The following is a 20,547-nucleotide window of genomic DNA, read 5'->3' as shown; positions in this document are numbered from 1 at the left end:
CTGGCTTACTCATCATCTTCTGGTTCACGAACCATGAAGCGGGGTTGTACCCGATTTTTTTTGCGTTCGTGATGCAGGATGAACCCTGCGATAAACAATACAGGAATGGCAAAAGCGAGTATGCCAAGAATGAGCTGTCCCCACAAAAAGCCGACGTCCGGGGAGGTGGAATGAAAGAACGCGTCACGGATCAGTTTGATTCCATACATTGCGATGGCAGCAGGAATCACCATGATCAACAGCGCGATCACTTTTTGAACAACCACGGGTGTTTCACACCTTTCTCTCTCGTCTTTTCATCATATCGGATGCCGCGTACCTTGTCCACAGTCTGGAAGCGCCTGAACGAGCGCACGTTAGCTAAGAACACCTGTCCTTATCCCAATCATTGGAGTACAATGGAATCGAGTTTGATTGCAAAGAGAGGGGATCGGTGCGTGCACAAGTTGCTCATCGTTGGTGCTGGACGTGGCGGAACAGCACTTATTAAGATGCTGAACCAGATGGATCGGTTAAAAATCGTAGCTGTTGTCGATCACAGGCCAGATGCCCCGGGACTCGCGCTGGCCCGTTCCTTAGGTATCCATGTAGACACGGATTACAGACCCTATCTGGAAGCGGAACTAGATGTCATTTTGGAAGCGACCGGTGATTTAGGGGAATACAAGCATCTCAAGCATTTGAAAAAGGAAAAAACAGTGCTGATCCCCGGCACTTTTACGCGCATCGTAATGAAGCTGATACGTGAACGCGACAAGCTGATTGCCGTAATGATGCAAAACCAGCGTGAGCGCGAGACGATGCTGGACTCTACTCACGATGCGATTATCGGTGTTAACAGGCAGGGCATCATTACCTTGTTCAATCAGGCAGCAGAGAGATTAATGGGGATCGACGCAAGTGAAGTGCTCGATACAAAAGTATCAGAGCGTATACCTAACACACGCCTACATATCGTATTAGAGACGGGCTCTCCCGAGTTGAATCAGGAGCAGATCCTACCCAATCAGACCCGTATCATTACCAATCGCGTACCCGTTCGGAATGATCGCGATGAAGTAGTAGGGGCAGTTGCCATTTTTCGTGATATTACAGAAGTGATGGCGTTGGCTGAGGAAGTTACGGACTTGAAGGAACTGCAAAGCATGATGCAGGCCATTATCCAATCGTCGGATGAGGCTATTTCTGTGGTGGACAAGGATGGGAACGGGTTATTGATCAACCCGGCTTACACGCGCATTACGGGACTGTCACCCGAAGACATTATCGGCAAGCCTGCAACGGTAGATATTTCGGAAGGCGATAGCATGCATATGCAAGTATTGAAAACGAAGAAACCAGTCAGGGGAGTCCCGATGAAGCTGGGGCCAAAACGCAAGGATGTAGTCGTAAATGTTGCTCCTGTCATGGTAGACGGAGAACTAAAGGGCAGCGTCGGCGTCATTCATGACGTCTCGGAATTCAAGCGTTTGAGCGAGGAATTGGAAAAAGCTCGCCGCATCATCCGAACGTTAGAGGCGAAATACAGCTTTGCAGACATTATTGGGTATAGCGAGCCGATGAGAGTCGCCATCGAGCAGGCAAAAAAAGCGGCACTCACTCCTGCAACGGTACTGCTAAGAGGCGAGTCGGGTACGGGTAAGGAATTGTTCGCCCACGCGATTCACAATGCAAGTGAACGTAAGTACAAGCAATTTATCCGTGTAAACTGCGCTGCTATATCCGAGACGCTATTGGAGAGCGAGCTGTTCGGCTACGAAGAAGGAGCGTTTACCGGTGCAAGACGCGGCGGAAAACGAGGATTGTTTGAGGAAGCTAGCGGAGGAACGATTTTTCTCGATGAAATCGGCGAGCTGTCCATGAGTATGCAAGTCATGCTCTTGCGTGTTTTGCAGGAGAGGGAAGTCGTGAGAGTTGGCGGGACGAAGCCAGTTGAAATCGATGTCCGTATCATTGCTGCTACTCATGTCAATCTCGAGTCAGCGATTGGGGCAGGGCGTTTTCGTGAAGACTTGTACTATCGGCTTCAGGTATTTCCAATCCATATTCCTTCTCTCAGACAAAGGCTGGAAGACATCCAGCCAATCGCGATGCATCTTTTGCGCAAAGCAAATCTGGAGTACGGGCGTAATGTTGAAGAAATTCACCCGGATACCTTGCAAATGCTGTTTGAATACCAGTGGCCAGGCAATGTGAGAGAACTGGAGAATGTTATTGGCAGGGCGATGATCCATATGAAGATCAATGAGCGAATCATTTTGACAGAACATCTGCCTCCACTGGAACGAAGGATTGCCGGCACGGCAAAAGAGCTTCCTGAAAAGCAAGGGTCCTCAGGCAAAACATTAAAAGAGGCTGTGGAAGAAGCAGAACGTGAGCACATCTTGCGTGAACTGGCGGCTGCACGCGGAAACAGAACGGTCGCAGCCAAGCGGTTAGGGATTGCTATTCGCAGCTTGTATTACAAAATGGAAAAGCTGGGAATTATGGAAGAGCAGATGTGATTCAGCAAATAGGTGGATGTGCAAATATTTGCATGCAATTTTTTGCGTGATTGTGCAATTATTTGCGCACTTGACCGATTGAACAATCTTCCACTTGCACTCGAATAAAGCGCTTTCATAAACCGTTATGAGTTGGCATGACTTTTGCATATCTTTCACAGCGAGGAATTCTCCTCGTGGTACCAGCTTTGATGTACGACCACGAGTATATGGAGAATGAATGACACTAGGGAGGTTTCTTCAATGAACATCTTTGATTACATGCAAAACTACGATTACGAGCAGCTGGTATTTTGCCAGGACGAAAATTCCGGATTGAAAGCAATTATTTGCATTCATGATACGACACTTGGACCAGCGCTCGGCGGTACGCGTATGTGGCCGTACAAGACAGAAGAAGAGGCTATCATCGACGTACTACGCTTGGGCCGTGGTATGACCTATAAAAACGCCGCTGCAGGATTGAACATCGGCGGAGGTAAAGCAGTAATCATCGGTGACCCACGTGAGCATAAGAGCGAAGAGCTGTTCCGTGCATTCGGTCGCTATATCCAAGGCCTGAATGGACGATACATTACAGCTGAAGACGTAGGAACAACAGTTGCTGACATGGACATGATCCATTTGGAAACAGATTATGTAACAGGCGTATCGCCAGCATTTGGTTCCAGCGGAAATCCTTCTCCGGTAACTGCTTACGGTGTATACCGCGGTATGAAGGCTTCTGCTAAGCTCGCTTATGGCAGTGACTCTCTGTCCGGTCGTGTCGTAGCTGTACAAGGTGTAGGTAACGTTGCCTACAATCTGTGCCGCCACCTGCATGAAGAAGGCGCGCATTTGATCGTAACTGACATCAACCAGGAAAACGTAAACCGTGCAGTGAACGATTTTGGTGCCAAAGCAGTGGGAGTCAATGACATTTTCAGCGTTGAATGCGATATCTTCTCGCCATGCGCATTGGGTGCAATCATCAACGATGACACCATTCCGCTGTTGAAAGCAAAAGTTATCGCTGGTGCGGCGAACAATCAATTGAAAGAAGAAAAACACGGTGACATGATTCATGAAATGGGCCTCATTTACGCACCAGACTACGTAATCAATGCAGGTGGCGTAATCAACGTTGCAGATGAGCTGCAAGGCTACAATCGTGAGCGCGCACTGAAAAAAGTAGAAACCATTTACGGTACCATCCTGAAGGTTTACGAAGTTGCTGAACGCGATGGCATGCCTTCTTACAAAGCAGCTGACCGCATGGCTGAAGAACGTATCGCGAGTGTTGGCAAGTCACGTAATACTTTCCTGCAAAACGGTAAGACTGTTTACCATCGCTAATTTTCAGTGATGTATGATTACCCGGGCTGCTTGTCTCGTTACTGACGAGCAGCCTAGGCTACATAAGCAATGTTCTTTGAATATTCATATTCTCGTAAATAGACGGGTGGAGCATACCTCGACAGGTTTTTATTGAAAGGAGCGATCATAGATGTCTCAAGAATTTGATTTGGTCGTTCTCGGTGGTGGCACTGGAGGCTATGTAGCGGCTATTCGTGCTTCTCAATTGGGAATGAATGTGGCAATTGTGGAAAAAGAAAAACTCGGAGGAACATGTCTGCATCGTGGCTGTATCCCTTCCAAGGCACTTCTTCGCAGCGCAGAAGTATTCTCCACTTTGAAAGAAGCCGACAAGTACGGTGTTTTGGCTGACAATGTGGGTTACGATTTTTCAAAGATTCAAGAACGCAAACAAGGCATCATCGACCAGCTTCATAAAGGAATTCAGTATTTGATGAAAAAAGGAAAAATCACTGTATTTGAAGGGTTCGGCCGCGTAATGGGTCCGTCCATTTTCTCCCCACAGGCTGGAGCTGTGCGTATCGAAAAGGAAAACGGCGATCAGGAAATGATTGTACCGCGCTTTCTTATGCTGGCGACAGGTTCACGACCACGCACGCTTCCGGGACTTACGATTGACGGTTCCTATGTCGTAACCAGCGACGAAGCATTGCAGTGGGAAAAGCTGCCGGCTTCTGTGGTCATCGTAGGGGGCGGAGTCATCGGAATTGAATGGGCATCCATGCTCACTGATTTTGGTGTAGACGTTACAGTAGTGGAGTATGCAGATCGCATCTTGCCTTTGGAGGATGAAGAAGTAAGTAAAGAGCTGGCTCGTCTGTTGAAAAAACGTAAAGTGACGATCGTAACCGGAGCAAAGGTACTCCCGGAATCCCTGGAAAAAGGCGAAGGCCGTGTGGTGATTCAGGCCGAAACCCAAACAGGCGTACAATCCTTTGAAGCAGAAAAAGTTCTCGTTTCCGTAGGCCGACAGGCGAATGTGGAAAACCTGGGACTTGAAGCAACAGAGATCAAGGTTGAGCGTGGCGCAGTGGTTGTGAATGAATTCTTTCAAACGGCAGAATCGCATATTTATGCCATTGGCGATGTCATTGGTGGATTGCAGCTGGCACATGTCGCTTCCCACGAAGGAATTTTAGCGGTAGAGCACATGGCTGGATTGAATCCTCATCCAATGGATTACACCAAGGTTCCGAAGTGCACGTACAGCCGTCCTGAAGTTGCGAATGTCGGGTTGACGGAAAAAGAGGCGCGTGAACAAGGCTTTGATGTGAAAATTGGGAAGTTCAGCTTCAAGCCGTTAGGAAAGGCCTTGATTCACGGTGAGAACGATGGATTTGTGAAGCTGGTCGTAGATGCTAAAACAAATGATTTACTGGGTGTTCATATGATTGGCCCACATGTTACAGACATGATTTCTGAAGCAGGTCTGGCTCGTGTGCTGGATGCGACTCCATGGGAAATTGGTCAGACGATTCATCCGCATCCATCCCTGTCAGAGGCGATGATGGAAGCAGCGCAAGCAGTTGATGGAAAAGCAATTCACAATTAATGAGGAGGGTATAAAGCGATGACAACCAAACGTCATGAACAAGTAGGTTTGACCGACGCTCAAGTGCTAGACATGTATTATTACATGCTGCTCGCGCGCAAAATCGATGAGCGCCAGTGGCTGTTAAACCGGGCGGGGAAAGTCCCGTTTGTCATTTCCTGCCAGGGCCAGGAAGCGGCACAGGTAGGAGCTGCTTTTGCGATGGAGACAGAGAGAGATTATTTGTGTCCGTATTATCGCGACCTTGGTCTCGTCCTTGTATTTGGCCAGACTGCACGTGACTGCATGTTGTCCGCTTTTGCCAAGGCTGAAGATCCGAACAGCGGCGGACGTCAAATGCCAGGCCACTTCGGTGGTAAGAAATACAATATCCTGACTGGTTCCAGCCCTGTAACGACACAGGTACCTCATGCAGTGGGCATGGCGTTGGCAGGTAGAATGCAGAAAAAAGATTTTGTTGTGTATACGTCTTTTGGAGAAGGCTCCAGCAACCAAGGGGATTTCCACGAGGGTGCCAACTTTGCTGGTGTTCACAAGCTTCCGGTTATCTTTTTCTGTGAAAATAACAAATATGCGATCTCGGTTCCGGTCAGCAAGCAATTGGCATGCGAAAGTGTAGCTGACCGTGCTATTGGATACGGCTTCCCGGGAGTAAGCATAGATGGCAACGATCCGATCGAGGTGTACCGAGTTACCAAGGAAGCGGTAGAACGTGCACGCAGCGGTGCAGGTCCTACTTTGATTGAAGCAGTGATGTACCGTCTGGTTCCACATTCCAGTGACGACGACGATCGTGTATATCGGACACGTGAAGAAGTAGAAGAAGCGAAGAAAAAAGATCCACTCATCGTATTTGCTGCCTATCTGAAAGAGGTTGGCCTACTGGATGAGAATACGGAAGCAGATATGCTAGCTCGCGTTCAGCTGGAAGTAGACGAAGCGACGGAGTATGCAGATAATGCACCATATCCGTCTCCAGAATCGACTCTGACACACGTATACGGGGAATAAGGGGGTTATCCTGATGGCAGTCATCTCGTTTATTGATGCAGTTACAATGGCGATGCGCGAGGAAATGCGCCGCGATCAAAATGTGTTTGTGCTCGGAGAAGACGTCGGTGTGCGCGGAGGGGTTTTCCGTGCCACAGTTGGATTGATTGAAGAGTTTGGGGAAGAGCGTGTGATTGATACGCCACTGGCAGAATCCGCAATCGTTGGGGTAGGAATCGGGGCAGCAGCATACGGTATGCGTCCTATCGCCGAGATCCAATTTGCCGACTTTATTATGCCAGCAGTCAATCAGATCGTCAGTGAAGCCGCAAAAATGCGCTATCGCTCAAATAATGATTGGAATTGCCCGATCACGATTCGTGCTCCGTTCGGGGGAGGAGTTCACGGCGCACTCTACCACTCTCAATCAGTGGAAGCGATGTTTACCAATATTCCAGGCTTGAAAGTGGTGGCTCCGTCCACCCCGTATGATGCAAAGGGCCTTCTGAAAGCAGCCATTCGCGATGAAGATCCAGTGCTCTTTTTCGAGCATAAGCGTTTGTATCGCCTGATTAAAGGTGAAGTTCCTGATCATGACTACGTTTTGCCAATTGGCAAAGCAGATGTAAAGCGTGAAGGTACTGATATTACTGTTATTTCGTATGGCTTGGCTCTGCACTTCTGCCTGCAAGCGGCAGAAAAGCTTGCTCAAGAAGGAATCAGCGCTCATGTTCTGGATTTGCGTACTCTTTACCCGCTCGACAAAGAGGCGATTGCTGAAGCCGCCTCCAAAACGGGTAAAGTATTGATTGTCCACGAAGACAACAAGGAAGGCGGCGTTGGTGGCGAAGTCGCTGCAATCGTTGCGGAGCATTGCTTGTTTGATCTGGATGCACCGATCAAGCGTCTGTGCGGTCCAGACGTTCCAGCTATGCCTTACAGCCCACCTATGGAAAAATTTTTCATGCTAAACCCGGATAAAGTTTTGGAAGCAATGCGAGAGTTGGCCAACTTTTAACGCGAGGAGGACCAAGGATCATGGCAACGAAAGTACTAATGCCCCAGCTCGGAGAAAGTGTGACCGAAGGAACGATCAGCAAGTGGCTGGTCAATGTGGGAGACACCGTAAAAAAATATGACTCGTTGGCTGAAGTGACGACAGACAAGGTGAATGCCGAGGTTCCATCTACGGTTTCCGGCCGCATCACGGAAATTGTGGTACCGGAAGGCGAGACAGTAGCGATTGGTACATTGATTCTATATATAGAAGAAAGTGGAGAGGCTGGCGCTGCTGCTGTTGTACAGACGCAAGAATCACCTGTGCAACAGCAGCCATTATCCGCACCTCCGCAACCAAGTGCTGCACTGGCCTCGAGTCAGCCTGCACCGCAAAAAGCCAGCCCTAATCAGGATGGACCCAAACAGCGTTATTCACCTGCTGTCATGGCACTTTCCCAAGAGCACGGGATCGATCTGTCCAGAGTGGTTGGGACAGGTGCCCAAGGCCGCGTGACGCGTAAAGACGTACAAGCAATAATTGACGCGGGTGGACAACAAGCAGAAGCTCCTGTTTCTCACACGGCACCAGCTGCTGTTTCCCAGCCAGAACCGACTTCAGTACCTGCAGTGGCGAGTGCGACATCTGTATCATCCGTTCCTGCTACGACAAGTGTAGATATTCCAGTAGCAAGCGGAGACCAGATCATCCCAGTGACACCGATTCGCAAAACCATTGCGAGCCGGATGGTCCAAAGCAAGCATGAGGCTCCACACGCATGGACAATGGTGGAGGTTGACGTGACCAATCTCGTTAATTTCCGCAATCAGGCAAAGGATGAGTTCAAGCGCAAGGAAGGTCTCAACCTTACATTTCTGCCGTTTTTCATCAAGGCAGTAGTGGAATCATTGAAGGAATACCCAATGATTAATTCCACGTGGGCAGGAGACAAAATTATCGTCAAAAAAGACATTAATATTTCGATTGCAGTTGCGACAGAAGACGCCCTCTACGTTCCTGTGATCAAGCACGCTGACCAAAAGTCTGTTCTGGGTATTGCCAAGTCTGTGGACGACCTGGCTGCTCGTACACGGGCAGGGAAGCTTACGATGGATGATATGACAGGTGGAACCTTCACTGTAAACAATACGGGTTCATTTGGCTCTGTGTTGTCGCAACCAATTATTAACGCCCCGCAAGCAGCGATCCTCAGTGTCGAGTCCATTGTGAAACGACCAGTAGTGATCAATGACATGATTGCGGTGCGCTCGATGGTAAATCTCTGCATGTCGCTGGACCACCGCGTGTTGGATGGCCTGATCTGCGGACGATTCCTGCAAAGCGTTAAGCAAAAGCTGGAAAATGTCGGACCAGATACAAAGCTGTATTAATCTGCGGTAGTTGAGAAGCTCGCAAGAAACCAGGTCGTGCGCAGTCCTGGTTTTTTTGTGATGCTCCCACGAAAAAATAATTTTATTTTGCAGAAGAAGGATATGTAACTTTTTGGAGCGTTCCGTCGTCTTACCAGTAGTAGCCAGGGAGTCTATCAAATTCCGTAGAAGAGATTCCCACTAGATATCATTTATGGTAGACTGATAGCGACCTGCTAGAGATTTATTACCAGATTATAGGTAAAAATGGGAGGAAGAATATGAAGAAGACAAACAAAGCACTGCCATTGGTGCTCGCATCTGCGCTAGCAGCTACACCTTTTGTTGCAGTACCACATGCACAAGCTGCATCAAGCGTGACAGTTGAGGCTGAAGATGACGGTGAAGGCAGTGACAGTGAATACACCATTGAATTTACCACTGATGAAGATCTAAAAAGTGGGAATACGATTTATATTAAATTTGATTCTAAATTTACCGTGAGTAAGAACATCGACGAAGATGATATTTACACCAAGGACTTTGATATCAAGTCAGTAAACGTAAATGGTAAGGTTATTGAGATCAAAATTGAAGACAAAATTAAAGCCGATACAGACATTAAGATCGTAATCGAAAACGGAATTACGAATCCGGACGATAAAGGTACCTATGATGTTTCCGTTAAAACAACGGGCGATAGTTCCTATGATTCCGACAGAATCACTATCAAAAAAAGCGGCTCAAGTAGCGGCTCAAGCAGCAAAGGTGATTACTCGGTTACCCTCGGTAGCAAAGCGTCTGGAGATACAACAAGCATCAAGCTGGGAGAAATCTCCCTCAAGAAAAGTGTAAGGCTCGAAACGAATGAGACGATTACAGTCATTTTCCCAAACAGCGACATGTTACCATCAAAAATTGATTCAAGTGATGTGAAAGTAAACGGCTACTCTGCCAAAGAAGTGAAAGTAAAAAGTGATGAGGTCACTATTAAGGTACCAAGTGGGGCAAATAAGGACACAGATTTGACTTTGGAATTTGCTAAGTCTGCTGGAATTGAGAACCCTAAATCTGGCGATAGCTACACAATTAAAGTAAAGTATGATGGAACTACATATGAATCCAAAAAGTTCGAGGTGACCAAATCCGGTTCTGGCAGCTCCAGCACTTCTACAGACGCTTTCACTGTAAACCTGTCTGATCCAGCCGCTGGTGCTCGTTCCAGCTACATGTTTGATGCTGATTTCGGGAACAAAAAATTGTTGGCTGATGAGGATCTCATCCTTGAATTCCCTTCTGCTGATATGGTACCTGGATTTTTGAATACAAGCGATTTTACATTGAACGGTAAAACACCGAAAAGAGTTGGTGCTGTAGGTAATAAAGTGTACATCACTGCACCATCTGGATTCTCTTCAAGTAGTGAGGTTAAAGTCGTTGTCGCTTTCTCTGCTTGGATCTCTAATCCGAAAACAGCTGGCACCTATACACTCAAAGCTTCTATTGATGGGAAGAGCCTGGAATCAAAATCGTTTACCATTGGTGGTTCTTCGGTAAATCCGACACCAACGAATCCAACAAATCCGACGAATCCAACAACACCAACGCCAACTCCGAACGTAGTGAACAACAGCACAGCTACGATCGCTCTGACTTCAAATGCACTGGGTAAACCGACTGGTGTCAACATTGCTATCAAAGGTATGGGTATTGGTCTCGTGAAACAACGTGACTTCGTTGAGTTGGTATTCCCAGCAGGCTACAAAGTACCTGCGTACATCGCACCTGCAAACGTTTCGGTTAATGGCATAGGAGTGAACTATGTCGCTGTTCGTGGACAAAACGTGTTGATTTACCCAGCGCAGGACATTCCCGCTTCTACAGCTGCTAATATCACCATTGCGGCTGCAGCAAATATCGTGAACCCAACTGTGAAAAATGCTTACAGCATCAGTGTTTTCACTTCAGAAGAAAAAGGACTTTTGTTCGCACGCGCAGTAGGAGTTGGTATGCCTTCACCTGCACAACCGGCACCACAGCCTACGCCACAGCCTTCTGTAACTGTTCCGACCAACGCAGCGCTGTTTAAAGTAAACACAGCGAACTTTACGTTGCATGGCAAGACATATCCGCTGCAAGTAGCGCCATACATCGCTGGTGGCAATACAACCATGGTTCCAGCCCAGTTCTTCAAAGAGGCCTTGGCTTTGACGACCCAATGGAACAACCAGAGTGTTGCGATTATCAGTGGAACAAAATCAATTAAGTTTACTGTTGGCTCAAACAAGGCAAAAGTAGGAAATCAAGAAATTACTCTCCCTACGCCAGTTGTACTAAACAATGGGATGCCAATGATTCCAGTTCGTATAGTTACAGATAACCTGGGCTATCAAGTTGGCTGGGATGCCAAAACCTCCAGCGTGTTCGTTTATAAATAAATCGATCTACAAAACCCCCTTTCGCTTTTGGCGGAAGGGGGTTATTTTCAGTTGGGATAATCTGCTTATTGGAAATAGAAGAAGGTGGGGAGGATCAAGGCGAGAACGAGAATGACAATTAAAATTTTGGCGACGAGGGATTGCTTCACCTTCATCAGCCTCCTTTCTGTATATACGTCTGGCAAACTTGTGAAAAAGGGAAGTTATACATAAAGTGCGTGTGATAAAATTGGCGATAAGGACCATTTCTATGCCGCACGTATGCGTACAAGGTTATACTCTACAATCAGGATTTTACCGAATTGTATAAGCAGTGGCAACAGGATTGTCCATATTTACGAAAACGGTCAAACATAGATACAAATAGCGCAGTAAAAAAGAGAGGAAGATGACAGTGAAAGCTCCTAACAAAATTGCCCACATCGGTATCGCTGTAAAAAGTCTTGAACAAGCACTTCCTTTTTACACGAATCATTTGGGGCTAAGCCTTGTAGGAACGGAAGAGGTAGAAAGTGAACAGGTGAAGGTCGCTTTTTTGCAAATTGGTGAAAGCCGAATTGAGCTATTGGAGCCGCTTTCTGATCAGAGTCCAATTGCCAAGTTTATCGAAAAGCGCGGGGAAGGAATCCACCATATCGCCCTTGATGTAGACGATGTAAAAGAACGCTTGATCCATCTAAAGGAACAAGGAGTACCGCTTATCCATGAGCAGCCTAAAGAAGGGGCGCATCATGCCCAAATCGGGTTTTTGCATCCGAAAGCGGCGGGCGGAGTCCTATACGAGCTCTGTCAATATCCTCAAGAGGATCACGAGGGTTGACTTGACATGTGGATTCATGATTAGAGCAATCGGTAAGATTGATTTGTGTTTCAATGGTAGAAAAAAATTTTTTGCGGTATACTGGAACTTGTGAATATGTACCAAAATCGGGCTTTGATTTGGGAGGTAACGAGTGTGAGTAAGATCAACGAAGAACGTTTGTTGAATGAGTTTTTGGAGCTCGTCCAGATTGACAGCGAAACAAAAAACGAAGCTGAAATCAACAAAGTGCTGAAGCAAAAATTGGTTGACATGGGTTTCACTGTTGAGGAAGACGACGCTGCTGCAAAAACGGGACATGGCGCCAACAACCTGATTGCAACACTGGAAGCGACAGGCAAAGGACCTGCCATTCTGTTCAGCAGCCACATGGATACGGTCGTTCCGGGAAATGGCATCAAGCCGCAAATCCGTGACGGTTACGCTTATTCCGATGGCACAACGATTTTGGGCGCAGATGACAAAGCAGGGATCGCTGCTATTTTCGAAGGAATTCGTACCATGAAGGAGCAAAACCTGACTCACTCAACGATCCAGGTTGTATTGACTGTCGGTGAAGAGTCTGGACTGGTTGGTTCCCGTGCAATGGATTCCAGCCTGCTGAAAGCAGAAATGGGCTTTATCCTCGACTCCGAAGGTCCAGTTGGCAAAATTACTTCCGCAGGTGCCGGACAATACCGCATCGTTACCAAGATCCATGGAAAAGCAGCTCATGCTGGCGTAAATCCGGAAGATGGCATTAGTGCGATCTCTGTAGCGAGTAAAGCAATCTCTCGTATGCCACTTGGGCGTATCGATGCGGACACGACTGCAAATATCGGTCGTTTCGAGGGTGGTAAAGCCTACAATATCGTCACTGACTATGTAGAAGTATGGTCTGAGGCGCGCAGCCTTGTAATGGACAAGCTGGAAGCGCAAGTAAAGAAAATGACAACGGCTTTCGAGGAAGCAGCAGCTGAGTACGGTGCTACTTGCGAGAATGATGTCATTTTCATGTATCATGGCTACAAGTACAACGAAGAAACGCCAGTAGTGAAAAAAGCAATTGCCGCTGTAAAACGCGTTGAGCGCAATCCTGAGCTGGTTGCAAGTGGCGGCGGAAGCGACGGAAACGTCTTTAACGGCTACAACATCCCAAGCGTTAACTTCGCGATTGGGTACGAAGAGATCCATACCAAAAACGAGCGTATGCCAATTGCAGAGCTGAACAAAGCAGCTGAGCTGGTGCTCGCCATCATCGCTGAAGTGCAAGAATAATAAATGCGAGTCGGGACTGACATATAGTCCCGGCTTTTTTTGATCACCAAAACCAATCTTTGATGATTGGGGCAAGCTATCTGGAACATAGACTATACGAGAGGGGCAAGCTGCACGGGAAATGGGGGAAGAAAATGCTTCAACTGGTAACAGCGACTGTCACCGGCGTAGTGGAACAACGGGAGGGTATGCAAATCCTGAGTGTTCAGGTCGAGGGAAGCCAACATATTGAGCAGGCTATTTCCTTTGGTGAGGAAAGCTATTCTCTAGGAGATCACTTGCTGGTAAATACGACTGCTGTTCGCTTGCAGCTGGGGACAGGAGGCTTTCATCTCGTAGTAGGTAAAGAAAATACGATGAGAGAACGGGATGTAGCGCCAAGCGAATGGGGACACATTATGAAAATGCGCTATGCCCCCTGGCAGCTCGCTGTAGATACAGTAGAAGAACAGAACAGCCCCTACCATGAGTTGTTTAAGCGGGAAGACTTATCGTTGGAAGGAACGCCAGTTGTCATCAGTGAGCTCCATAGCATGCTACCTGTTACAGTCGAGGCAATAAAAGAAAAGAATGCAAAGGAACAGATCGTGTATGTGATGCCAGATGGAGCATCATTGCCGCTCGCGCTCAGCAGGCATGTCCATCATTTGAGGAAGACAGAGAAGCTATCGGCAACTGTGACAGCGGGACATGCGTGGGGTGGGGATTATGAAGCGGTTACCATACATAGTGCCTTACTAGCAGCAAAGCATATCGAGAGTGCGACGATCATCGTCTGTATGCTGGGGCCAGGTGTTGCAGGGACGGGTACCTCTTATGGCTTTTCAGGAGTCCAGCTGGCCGAGGTGATTCATGCCGTGTCAGCTTTGGGAGGAATTCCTTTTTATATTCCACGAATCAGCTTTTCTGACGTACGCAATCGCCATTACGGGCTGAGTCATCACACGAGTGTAGTTCTGGGGCGTTACGCCCTTCGCCCTGTGGTGCTTTCTATACCCAGACTGGGAGATCACAGAGATTTTCATTTAGAGCAGCAAGTGTCCGCGCTGTGCAAGCGAAATCAGCATGGCGTCGTTTGGGGAACCATAGCAAGTCTGGACCGGTTGAATGCACTTGAAGGGACCTATGGCTTGTCCTTTTCAACGATGGGAAGAAGCTGGCAGGAGGACCCAGTGCCTTTTCAAACGGCCGTTCTTGCAGTCGACCACGTTCTCAGATTTCGTACATGGCAGCAAGAGTCGTTTACCTGCGATCCGTATTGGTTCTCCTCGCCAAATATTCTTGCAGAGGTAAGTCTTTTTTTGACCAAGAGCGAAGAGCCGCTCTGATTTCCCATGCTTTCCCCACCATGCGCAGCTGCTTTTCATCTACATAGGTTTTCATCTGTGATCTCCTCCGATACAATAAGTGTGGACAAGCTTCATGCTCCCAACTTATGGGGGAGAGTACCGGATTAGAACTACTTTAGAAAAAAGGATGATAGTTGTGAGCAAATACGAGCATTTATACGAGAAGACAATCGCAAGTCAGCCTATTTATGACGGCCGAATCATTAAAGTGAAAGTAGATGAGGTTCTGCTGCCAAATGGCAACACCGCCAAGCGGGAGATCGTTAACCATCCGGGGGCAGTCGCTGTTTTGCCTTTAACCGATGATGGGAAAATGGTTGTCGTTCGTCAATTCCGCAAGCCATTGGAATGTACAATTGTAGAAATTCCTGCAGGGAAGCTGGAAATAGGGGAAGAACCGCTAACTTGTGCAAAACGTGAGCTGGAAGAAGAAACAGGGTACGTGGCCAAAAATTATTCGCTCCTGAGCTCGTTCTACACCTCGCCAGGCTTTGCAGACGAGCTGTTATATGTTTATGTCGCGACAGAATTGACAAAAGGAGAGAGCCGTCCAGATGAGGACGAGTTCGTCGATGTTCTGGAGCTGACATTGGAGGAGGCACACGAGCTGCATCGCTCAGGGGAAATCCGCGATGCTAAAACAGTCGTTGCCTTATTTGCTTGGGAAAACATGGTGCTGCGTAACCGTGGATAACGCCCTGCTACAATCGTATTTCTGTGACATGCACATCCATATCGGGGGTACAAGGAGCGGTAAACCCGTAAAAATAACAGCATCTCGCCACATGACACTGACTAAAATCATGGAAGAGGCATCGGAGAAAAAAGGAATGGATGTAATCGGTATTATCGATTCGCATTCTCCTGAGGTACAAGAGGAACTCCTTGAGTTATTAGAAAGAGGCACGGCAAGCGAGCATAAGGATGGGGGTATCGTCTACAAAGAGACGGTGCTGCTGCTTGGCTGCGAAGTGGAGATTAAGGAAGAAGGTCGTGGAGAAGCGCATTTTTTGGTCTATCTGCCCAGGCTCAAAGAAATGCAGGAGTTTACACGCTGGCTCTCTGTCAGATGTAAAAACGTCCACCTAAGCTCTCAACGTATTCGTGCAAAGCTAACAGAGTTGCAGTCATGTGTAAAAGACCTAGGGGGCCTTGTCATCCCTGCGCACATTTTTACTCCTCACAAAGGCTTGTACGGAAGCTGTACAGATGCGATGGCAGATGTACTCGACCCAACACTTATTTATGCTGTGGAACTAGGGCTGAGTGCGAATGCAGAAATGGCGGATACCCTTTTGGAGCTGCAAGACAAAACCTTTTTGACCAACTCTGACGCTCATTCGCTCGGAAAAATCGGTCGCGAGTATCAAGCGATGATGATGGCAGAAAGATCATTTACCGAATGGGAAAAAGCGATTCGCAGGATAGATGGCAGACACGTCAGCATAAACTACGGATTGCATCCAGAGCTTGGTAAATACCATCAAACAGCTTGTCAGGGCTGTCAATCGCAGCTGCCGGCAGATGTAGCTGGCAGATGTCCCGAGTGTGGACATAAAAGGGTGGTGCGAGGAGTAGCAGCTCGGATTGAACAGCTGGCTGATCGCATGCCTGGCGAGCATCCCGCTCATCGTCCTCCTTATGTGGAGCAGGTTCCACTCGATTTTATTCCGGGCGTGGGACCCAAAATGTTGGAGAAGCTGTATCAATCCTTTGGAACACAAATGAACGTTCTCCACCGTGTCAGTGAGCAGGAGCTGGCAATGGTAACCGGAGACAAAATTGCAAGGCTGATCGTTCAGGCACGCATTGGAAAACTGCAGGTGCAAGCAGGCGGGGCGGGTACGTATGGAAAAATCGTGAAGACGTAGGGGCGCAAAAACAGTCATAGTATCAGACTTGTCCGCATAAGCTGTACAGTAATCAGCAAAGCGGGAGGCGACTGTAGCGTGCGTTCACGAGTCGGACAAACCATCCAAACCTATGCGCGAGAACATCAATCCCTCTATTGGTTTACGATTGTCCTATTTACGATGGGCATTATTTTCGGGGCCGTACTCGTCAATTCCTTGCCACTCTCACAAAAGCAGGAGCTGTATGGATTTCTGCAATATTTTTTTAACAGCTTAAGTCAACAGGGGATTCCAGAAACCAGTACTCATTTTCAGGAGTCTTTTGGTTTTTACGCTAAGACTGTTGCAATCATGTGGGTACTTGGCTTGTCCATTATCGGACTGCCTATGATTTTGTTGATGCTGTTCCTAAAAGGTGTTGTTGTCGGCTTCACAGTCGGCTTTTTGGTGAACCAGCTGCAATGGCAGGGTGTCACGTTTGCAATGATGGGTATTTTGCCTCAAAATTTGTTGGTTGTCCCGGCGTTGTTCATCGTTGGCGTGAGCGGAATTTCTTTTTCTCTTCGCTTGATCAAGACAAGACTGGTAAGCAAACGGGATGATATTATGCCGCATTTTATTGGCTACACGGTGCTTGTGATGTGTATGCTTGGCGTTTTGACAATGGCGGCTCTGTTCGAGACGTTTGTATCGCCGAGACTGATGCAGGTTGTACTCAATTAAGAATAATTATCAGGTAATAACTTATGCATTTGACTTATTCTACGCCCCTCTACTATAATAGGAACAGGTTTCATGCGAGCGGGGAGGGGCATTAATGTTGGAAGAAAAATTAGAGAAAATCAAGCAGCAGTTGCATTCACAGAACTACAAGCTGACACCACAGCGTGAAGCCACTGTTCGCGTTCTGTTAGAAAACGAAGAAGATCACTTGAGTGCTGAGGATGTTTACCTGTTGGTCAAGGATAAAGCTCCTGAGATAGGACTTGCGACGGTATACCGGACGCTCGAGCTTTTAAGCGAACTGAAAATCCTCCATAAAATGAACTTTGGAGATGGGGTAGCCCGATATGACCTGCGGGATGACAATGCAGCTTATCACCACCATCATTTAATCTGCCTCAATTGCGGCACAGTGGATGAAATTTTTGAAGATCTGCTTGTAACAGCAGAAGAAAAGGTCAAGAATGTTTATAACTTTTACATTACCGACCATCGATTGACCTTCTACGGAATCTGCAGCCGTTGCATTGACAAAGTGAATGTCGAGGACTTTAAGTAAGATAACTTCTCTGGGAACGGAGAAGTTTTTTCTTTTCCTAAGGTGAATTCTTCTGTCATCGTTTTCCTGTGGCATCATAAAACGGTAATAAACCACGTCATGCAGGATCTTCCTTTTTAGGTCCGAATGGAGAAGTGGACAAGTGCATATAATGGAGGGAAGCAAAGGGGAGGAAAAGAGATGGGAATTTCGTATCGCCGTCTGATGGATGTGCTCCGTTTCCTGCTGCTGTTCATTACGTGCACATTGCTTTCTTACGGAATCATTACGTTATTGTCCGAGAAGCTTCTGCCCACTGATCCTTATCAAGAGCCGCAAGGAAATGCGGTCAAAGTAGTAAAAATCGTGAATGCACCCGAGACGCAGGACTTGGATGGCTATTTGGCGCGATTACAGCTTTTTTATTTGACTGGTGAGTAATTCCACTTTTTTATCCTCATAAAAGGAGGAATTTCATCATTAATGTGGAATGGAATACGGGATACTTATCACCTGAAGGGGACAGCTTCATGGACAGTCTGATTGATCATTTTATCCATTTCCTTGCTGTGGAAAAAGGGCTTTCTCCTAACACGCTGGAGTCATACCAGCGAGACATGGTAGCTTATACCTCGTATTTGCAGGAGCAAGGCATCACGCAGATAGAGGCATCCACGCGAACACACATCATTGAGTACTTGCTCGTCCTTCGGGAAAAAGGACGTGCAACAGCTACACTTTCCCGGAATATGGCATCGATTCGGGCATTTTATCAGTTTCTCGTTCGAGATAAATACATAGACAAAGACCCTTCCATACATCTGGAAACACCCAAGATCGAGAAACGCTTGCCAAAAGTGTTGTCGATAGAGGAAGTGGAAAGGCTGTTGGAAAGTCCGCCTGTTCATCATCCTGCCGGGCTTCGAGACAAAGCAATGCTGGAGCTTTTGTACGCGACCGGTATACGTGTTTCTGAGTTGGTCAATTTGGACACGGCAGATGTGAATCTGGATATGGGATTTGTCAAATGTATGGGGAAGGGCTCCAAGGAGAGGATTATTCCTCTGGGCTCAGTTGCCATCCAAATGGTACAGCATTATTTGCAAGCAGGCCGTCCAAAGCTAGTGAAGGGTTCAGGGGATGCCGCACTTTTCTTGAATCATCTGGGCAACCAAATAACCCGCCAAGGCTTTTGGAAAATTATTAAGCGCTATGCCTTAAAAGCCAATATCCGGACCGAGATTACTCCGCATACTCTGCGCCATTCATTTGCCACTCATTTGCTGGAAAATGGAGCGGATTTGCGGTCCGTTCAGGAAATGCTTGGTCATGCAGACATTTCCACGACCCAAATTTACACGCATGTGACGCGGACACGGATCAAGGACATCTATGCGAAGACTCATCCGCGAGCTTAGAAGCGAACGCATCAAGGTCTACTGTGGCCTTCTGAGAATAAAAAGAGTACGATAGTGGTACAACATACTCCGCCCTGATGCGAGGCGGGGTAACCTTTTTTACATCAGGTCAGACGTCTGACGACTTGAGATAATTCCATTATTTTGAACTGGAGGCGTTATCATTGCGTTTTTCTCGAGTATTTCTGATCGTTTTGGATAGCGTGGGGATCGGTGAACAACCAGATGCTCCTAAATTTCGTGATGAGGGAGCAAATACGCTAGGGCATATCGCTGAACGCGTAGAACATTTTCACCTGCCAAATCTGGCGAAGCTAGGTCTTGGTAATATCGCACCTCTTCGCAATGTGCCAGCAGCTTCACAACCAACAGCTCACTACGGAAAAATGCAGGAAATCTCCATGGGTAAAGACACAACTACCGGACATTGGGAGATTATGGGCCTTCATGTATCTACGCCTTTTAATACGTACCCGGATGGTTTTCCAGCTGCGCTGATTAGTGAATTCGAAGAACGTATCGGGCGCAAGGTGCTTGGAAACAAGGTCGCTTCTGGTACAGACATTCTCGACGAGCTGGGCGCTGAGCATATGGAAACCGGTGCGATCATCGTCTATACATCTGCTGACAGTGTATTTCAGGTAGCAGCACACGAAGAAGTAGTACCGCTAGATGAGCTGTACCGCATTTGCGAAATTGCCCGTGAGCTGACTTTACGGGATGAATTTGCTGTAACTCGTGTCATCGCACGTCCATTTGTGGGAGAGCCAGGTCAGTTTGTGCGCACTTCCAATCGCCATGATTATTCAGTCAATCCTTTTGCACCGACAGTCATGAACGAACTGCAAAACGCAGGCTTGACGTCCATTGCCATCGGGAAAATCAGCGATATTTACGCAGAAGAAGGCATTACCAAGTCGATCCGTACGAAAGATAACATGGACGGAGTGGATCAGCTGCTCGGTACGATGAAAGAGTCCTTTACTGGGCTTAGCTTCGTAAACCTCGTTGATTTCGATGCCAAGTATGGTCATCGCCGTGATCCTCAGGGCTACGGACAAGCGTTGATGGAATTTGATGCACGAATTCCTGAGATACTGGCTGGCTTAACGGAGAATGATCTACTTGTAATTACCGCTGATCACGGAAATGACCCTGTTCATCACGGCAGCGATCATACGAGAGAGTACGTTCCTTTGCTTGCCTACCATAAAGGGATTGCAGCAGGGACCGATTTGGGTATTCGCGAGACGTTTGCCGATTTGGGTGCAACGATTGCGGATAATTTTGGAGTACCAGCACCTGCGATTGGGAAAAGCTTCCTCAATCGTGTATAAAGGTTAAATGTTTATAAACATTTATATAGAAGAAACAGAAATGAG

At 47.4% G+C, this 20,547-nt stretch carries 18 protein-coding genes; 17 read left to right on the top strand and 1 reads right to left on the bottom strand.

Annotated features, from left to right (window positions below; all coding sequences use genetic code 11):
* Positions 1-5: 5 nt before the first annotated feature.
* Positions 6-266, bottom strand: a complete 261-nt coding sequence (locus SB752_RS05195; RefSeq protein ID WP_103105335.1) for a DUF2627 domain-containing protein — start codon at positions 264-266, stop codon at positions 6-8.
* 171 nt (positions 267-437) lie between these two features.
* Between SB752_RS05195 and SB752_RS05190 the strand changes: the two genes are divergently transcribed.
* From SB752_RS05190 to deoB, 17 genes are all read left to right on the top strand, one after another.
* Positions 438-2,504, top strand: a complete 2,067-nt coding sequence (locus SB752_RS05190; protein WP_410714640.1) for a sigma 54-interacting transcriptional regulator — start codon at positions 438-440, stop codon at positions 2,502-2,504.
* A 243-nt stretch (positions 2,505-2,747) separates the two neighbouring features.
* A complete protein-coding gene (locus SB752_RS05185) occupies positions 2,748-3,839 on the top strand; it encodes a Glu/Leu/Phe/Val dehydrogenase dimerization domain-containing protein (protein WP_410714639.1) in 1,092 nt (363 codons plus the stop codon).
* 151 nt (positions 3,840-3,990) lie between these two features.
* Positions 3,991-5,412 carry a dihydrolipoyl dehydrogenase gene (lpdA, locus tag SB752_RS05180; protein WP_410714638.1) on the top strand — a complete coding sequence of 474 codons (1,422 nt, stop codon included), beginning with the start codon at positions 3,991-3,993 and terminating at the stop codon, positions 5,410-5,412.
* Positions 5,413-5,430: 18 nt separating this feature from the next.
* Complete coding sequence (locus SB752_RS05175; protein WP_410714637.1) at positions 5,431-6,423, top strand: thiamine pyrophosphate-dependent dehydrogenase E1 component subunit alpha; 993 nt, start codon at positions 5,431-5,433, stop codon at positions 6,421-6,423.
* Positions 6,424-6,436: 13 nt separating this feature from the next.
* Positions 6,437-7,420, top strand: a complete 984-nt coding sequence (locus SB752_RS05170; RefSeq protein WP_410714636.1) for an alpha-ketoacid dehydrogenase subunit beta — start codon at positions 6,437-6,439, stop codon at positions 7,418-7,420.
* A 20-nt stretch (positions 7,421-7,440) separates the two neighbouring features.
* On the top strand, positions 7,441-8,790 hold the full coding sequence (locus tag SB752_RS05165) for a dihydrolipoamide acetyltransferase family protein (RefSeq protein ID WP_410714635.1): 1,350 nt from the start codon (positions 7,441-7,443) through the stop codon (positions 8,788-8,790).
* Between the two features lie 260 nt (positions 8,791-9,050).
* On the top strand, positions 9,051-11,207 hold the full coding sequence (locus tag SB752_RS05160; RefSeq protein WP_410714634.1) for a copper amine oxidase N-terminal domain-containing protein: 2,157 nt from the start codon (positions 9,051-9,053) through the stop codon (positions 11,205-11,207).
* A 388-nt stretch (positions 11,208-11,595) separates the two neighbouring features.
* Positions 11,596-12,027 (top strand): methylmalonyl-CoA epimerase, encoded by a 432-nt coding sequence (gene mce / locus SB752_RS05155; RefSeq protein WP_410714633.1) that lies wholly within the window; start codon positions 11,596-11,598, stop codon positions 12,025-12,027.
* Between the two features lie 135 nt (positions 12,028-12,162).
* Complete coding sequence (locus SB752_RS05150; RefSeq protein WP_410714632.1) at positions 12,163-13,284, top strand: M20/M25/M40 family metallo-hydrolase; 1,122 nt, start codon at positions 12,163-12,165, stop codon at positions 13,282-13,284.
* Between the two features lie 134 nt (positions 13,285-13,418).
* Complete coding sequence (locus SB752_RS05145; RefSeq protein ID WP_410714631.1) at positions 13,419-14,612, top strand: DUF3866 family protein; 1,194 nt, start codon at positions 13,419-13,421, stop codon at positions 14,610-14,612.
* A 157-nt stretch (positions 14,613-14,769) separates the two neighbouring features.
* The gene (locus SB752_RS05140) at positions 14,770-15,327 is read left to right on the top strand and encodes an NUDIX domain-containing protein (RefSeq protein WP_410714630.1); all 558 of its coding nucleotides are present in this window, start codon (positions 14,770-14,772) and stop codon (positions 15,325-15,327) included.
* Between the two features lie 4 nt (positions 15,328-15,331).
* On the top strand, positions 15,332-16,504 hold the full coding sequence (locus tag SB752_RS05135) for an endonuclease Q family protein (protein ID WP_410714738.1): 1,173 nt from the start codon (positions 15,332-15,334) through the stop codon (positions 16,502-16,504).
* A 78-nt stretch (positions 16,505-16,582) separates the two neighbouring features.
* Positions 16,583-17,209, top strand: a complete 627-nt coding sequence (spoIIM, locus tag SB752_RS05130) for a stage II sporulation protein M (RefSeq protein ID WP_410714629.1) — start codon at positions 16,583-16,585, stop codon at positions 17,207-17,209.
* A 94-nt stretch (positions 17,210-17,303) separates the two neighbouring features.
* Positions 17,304-17,768, top strand: coding sequence for a ferric iron uptake transcriptional regulator (gene fur, locus SB752_RS05125; protein ID WP_049740193.1), 465 nt, complete (start codon positions 17,304-17,306; stop codon positions 17,766-17,768).
* Positions 17,769-17,948: 180 nt separating this feature from the next.
* Positions 17,949-18,188, top strand: coding sequence for a YqzK family protein (locus SB752_RS05120; RefSeq protein WP_103105323.1), 240 nt, complete (start codon positions 17,949-17,951; stop codon positions 18,186-18,188).
* Between the two features lie 89 nt (positions 18,189-18,277).
* Complete coding sequence (gene xerD, locus SB752_RS05115) at positions 18,278-19,165, top strand: site-specific tyrosine recombinase XerD (protein ID WP_410714628.1); 888 nt, start codon at positions 18,278-18,280, stop codon at positions 19,163-19,165.
* Between the two features lie 164 nt (positions 19,166-19,329).
* Positions 19,330-20,502, top strand: a complete 1,173-nt coding sequence (gene deoB / locus SB752_RS05110; RefSeq protein WP_410714627.1) for a phosphopentomutase — start codon at positions 19,330-19,332, stop codon at positions 20,500-20,502.
* Positions 20,503-20,547: the final 45 nt, after the last annotated feature.

The sequence above is a fragment of the Brevibacillus sp. SIMBA_040 genome, assembly GCF_046535075.1.
Taxonomy (GTDB): Bacteria; Bacillota; Bacilli; order Brevibacillales; family Brevibacillaceae; genus Brevibacillus.
The sequence above is the reverse complement of the archived record's forward strand: the minus strand, read 5'-3'. Positions and strand labels throughout refer to the sequence as shown.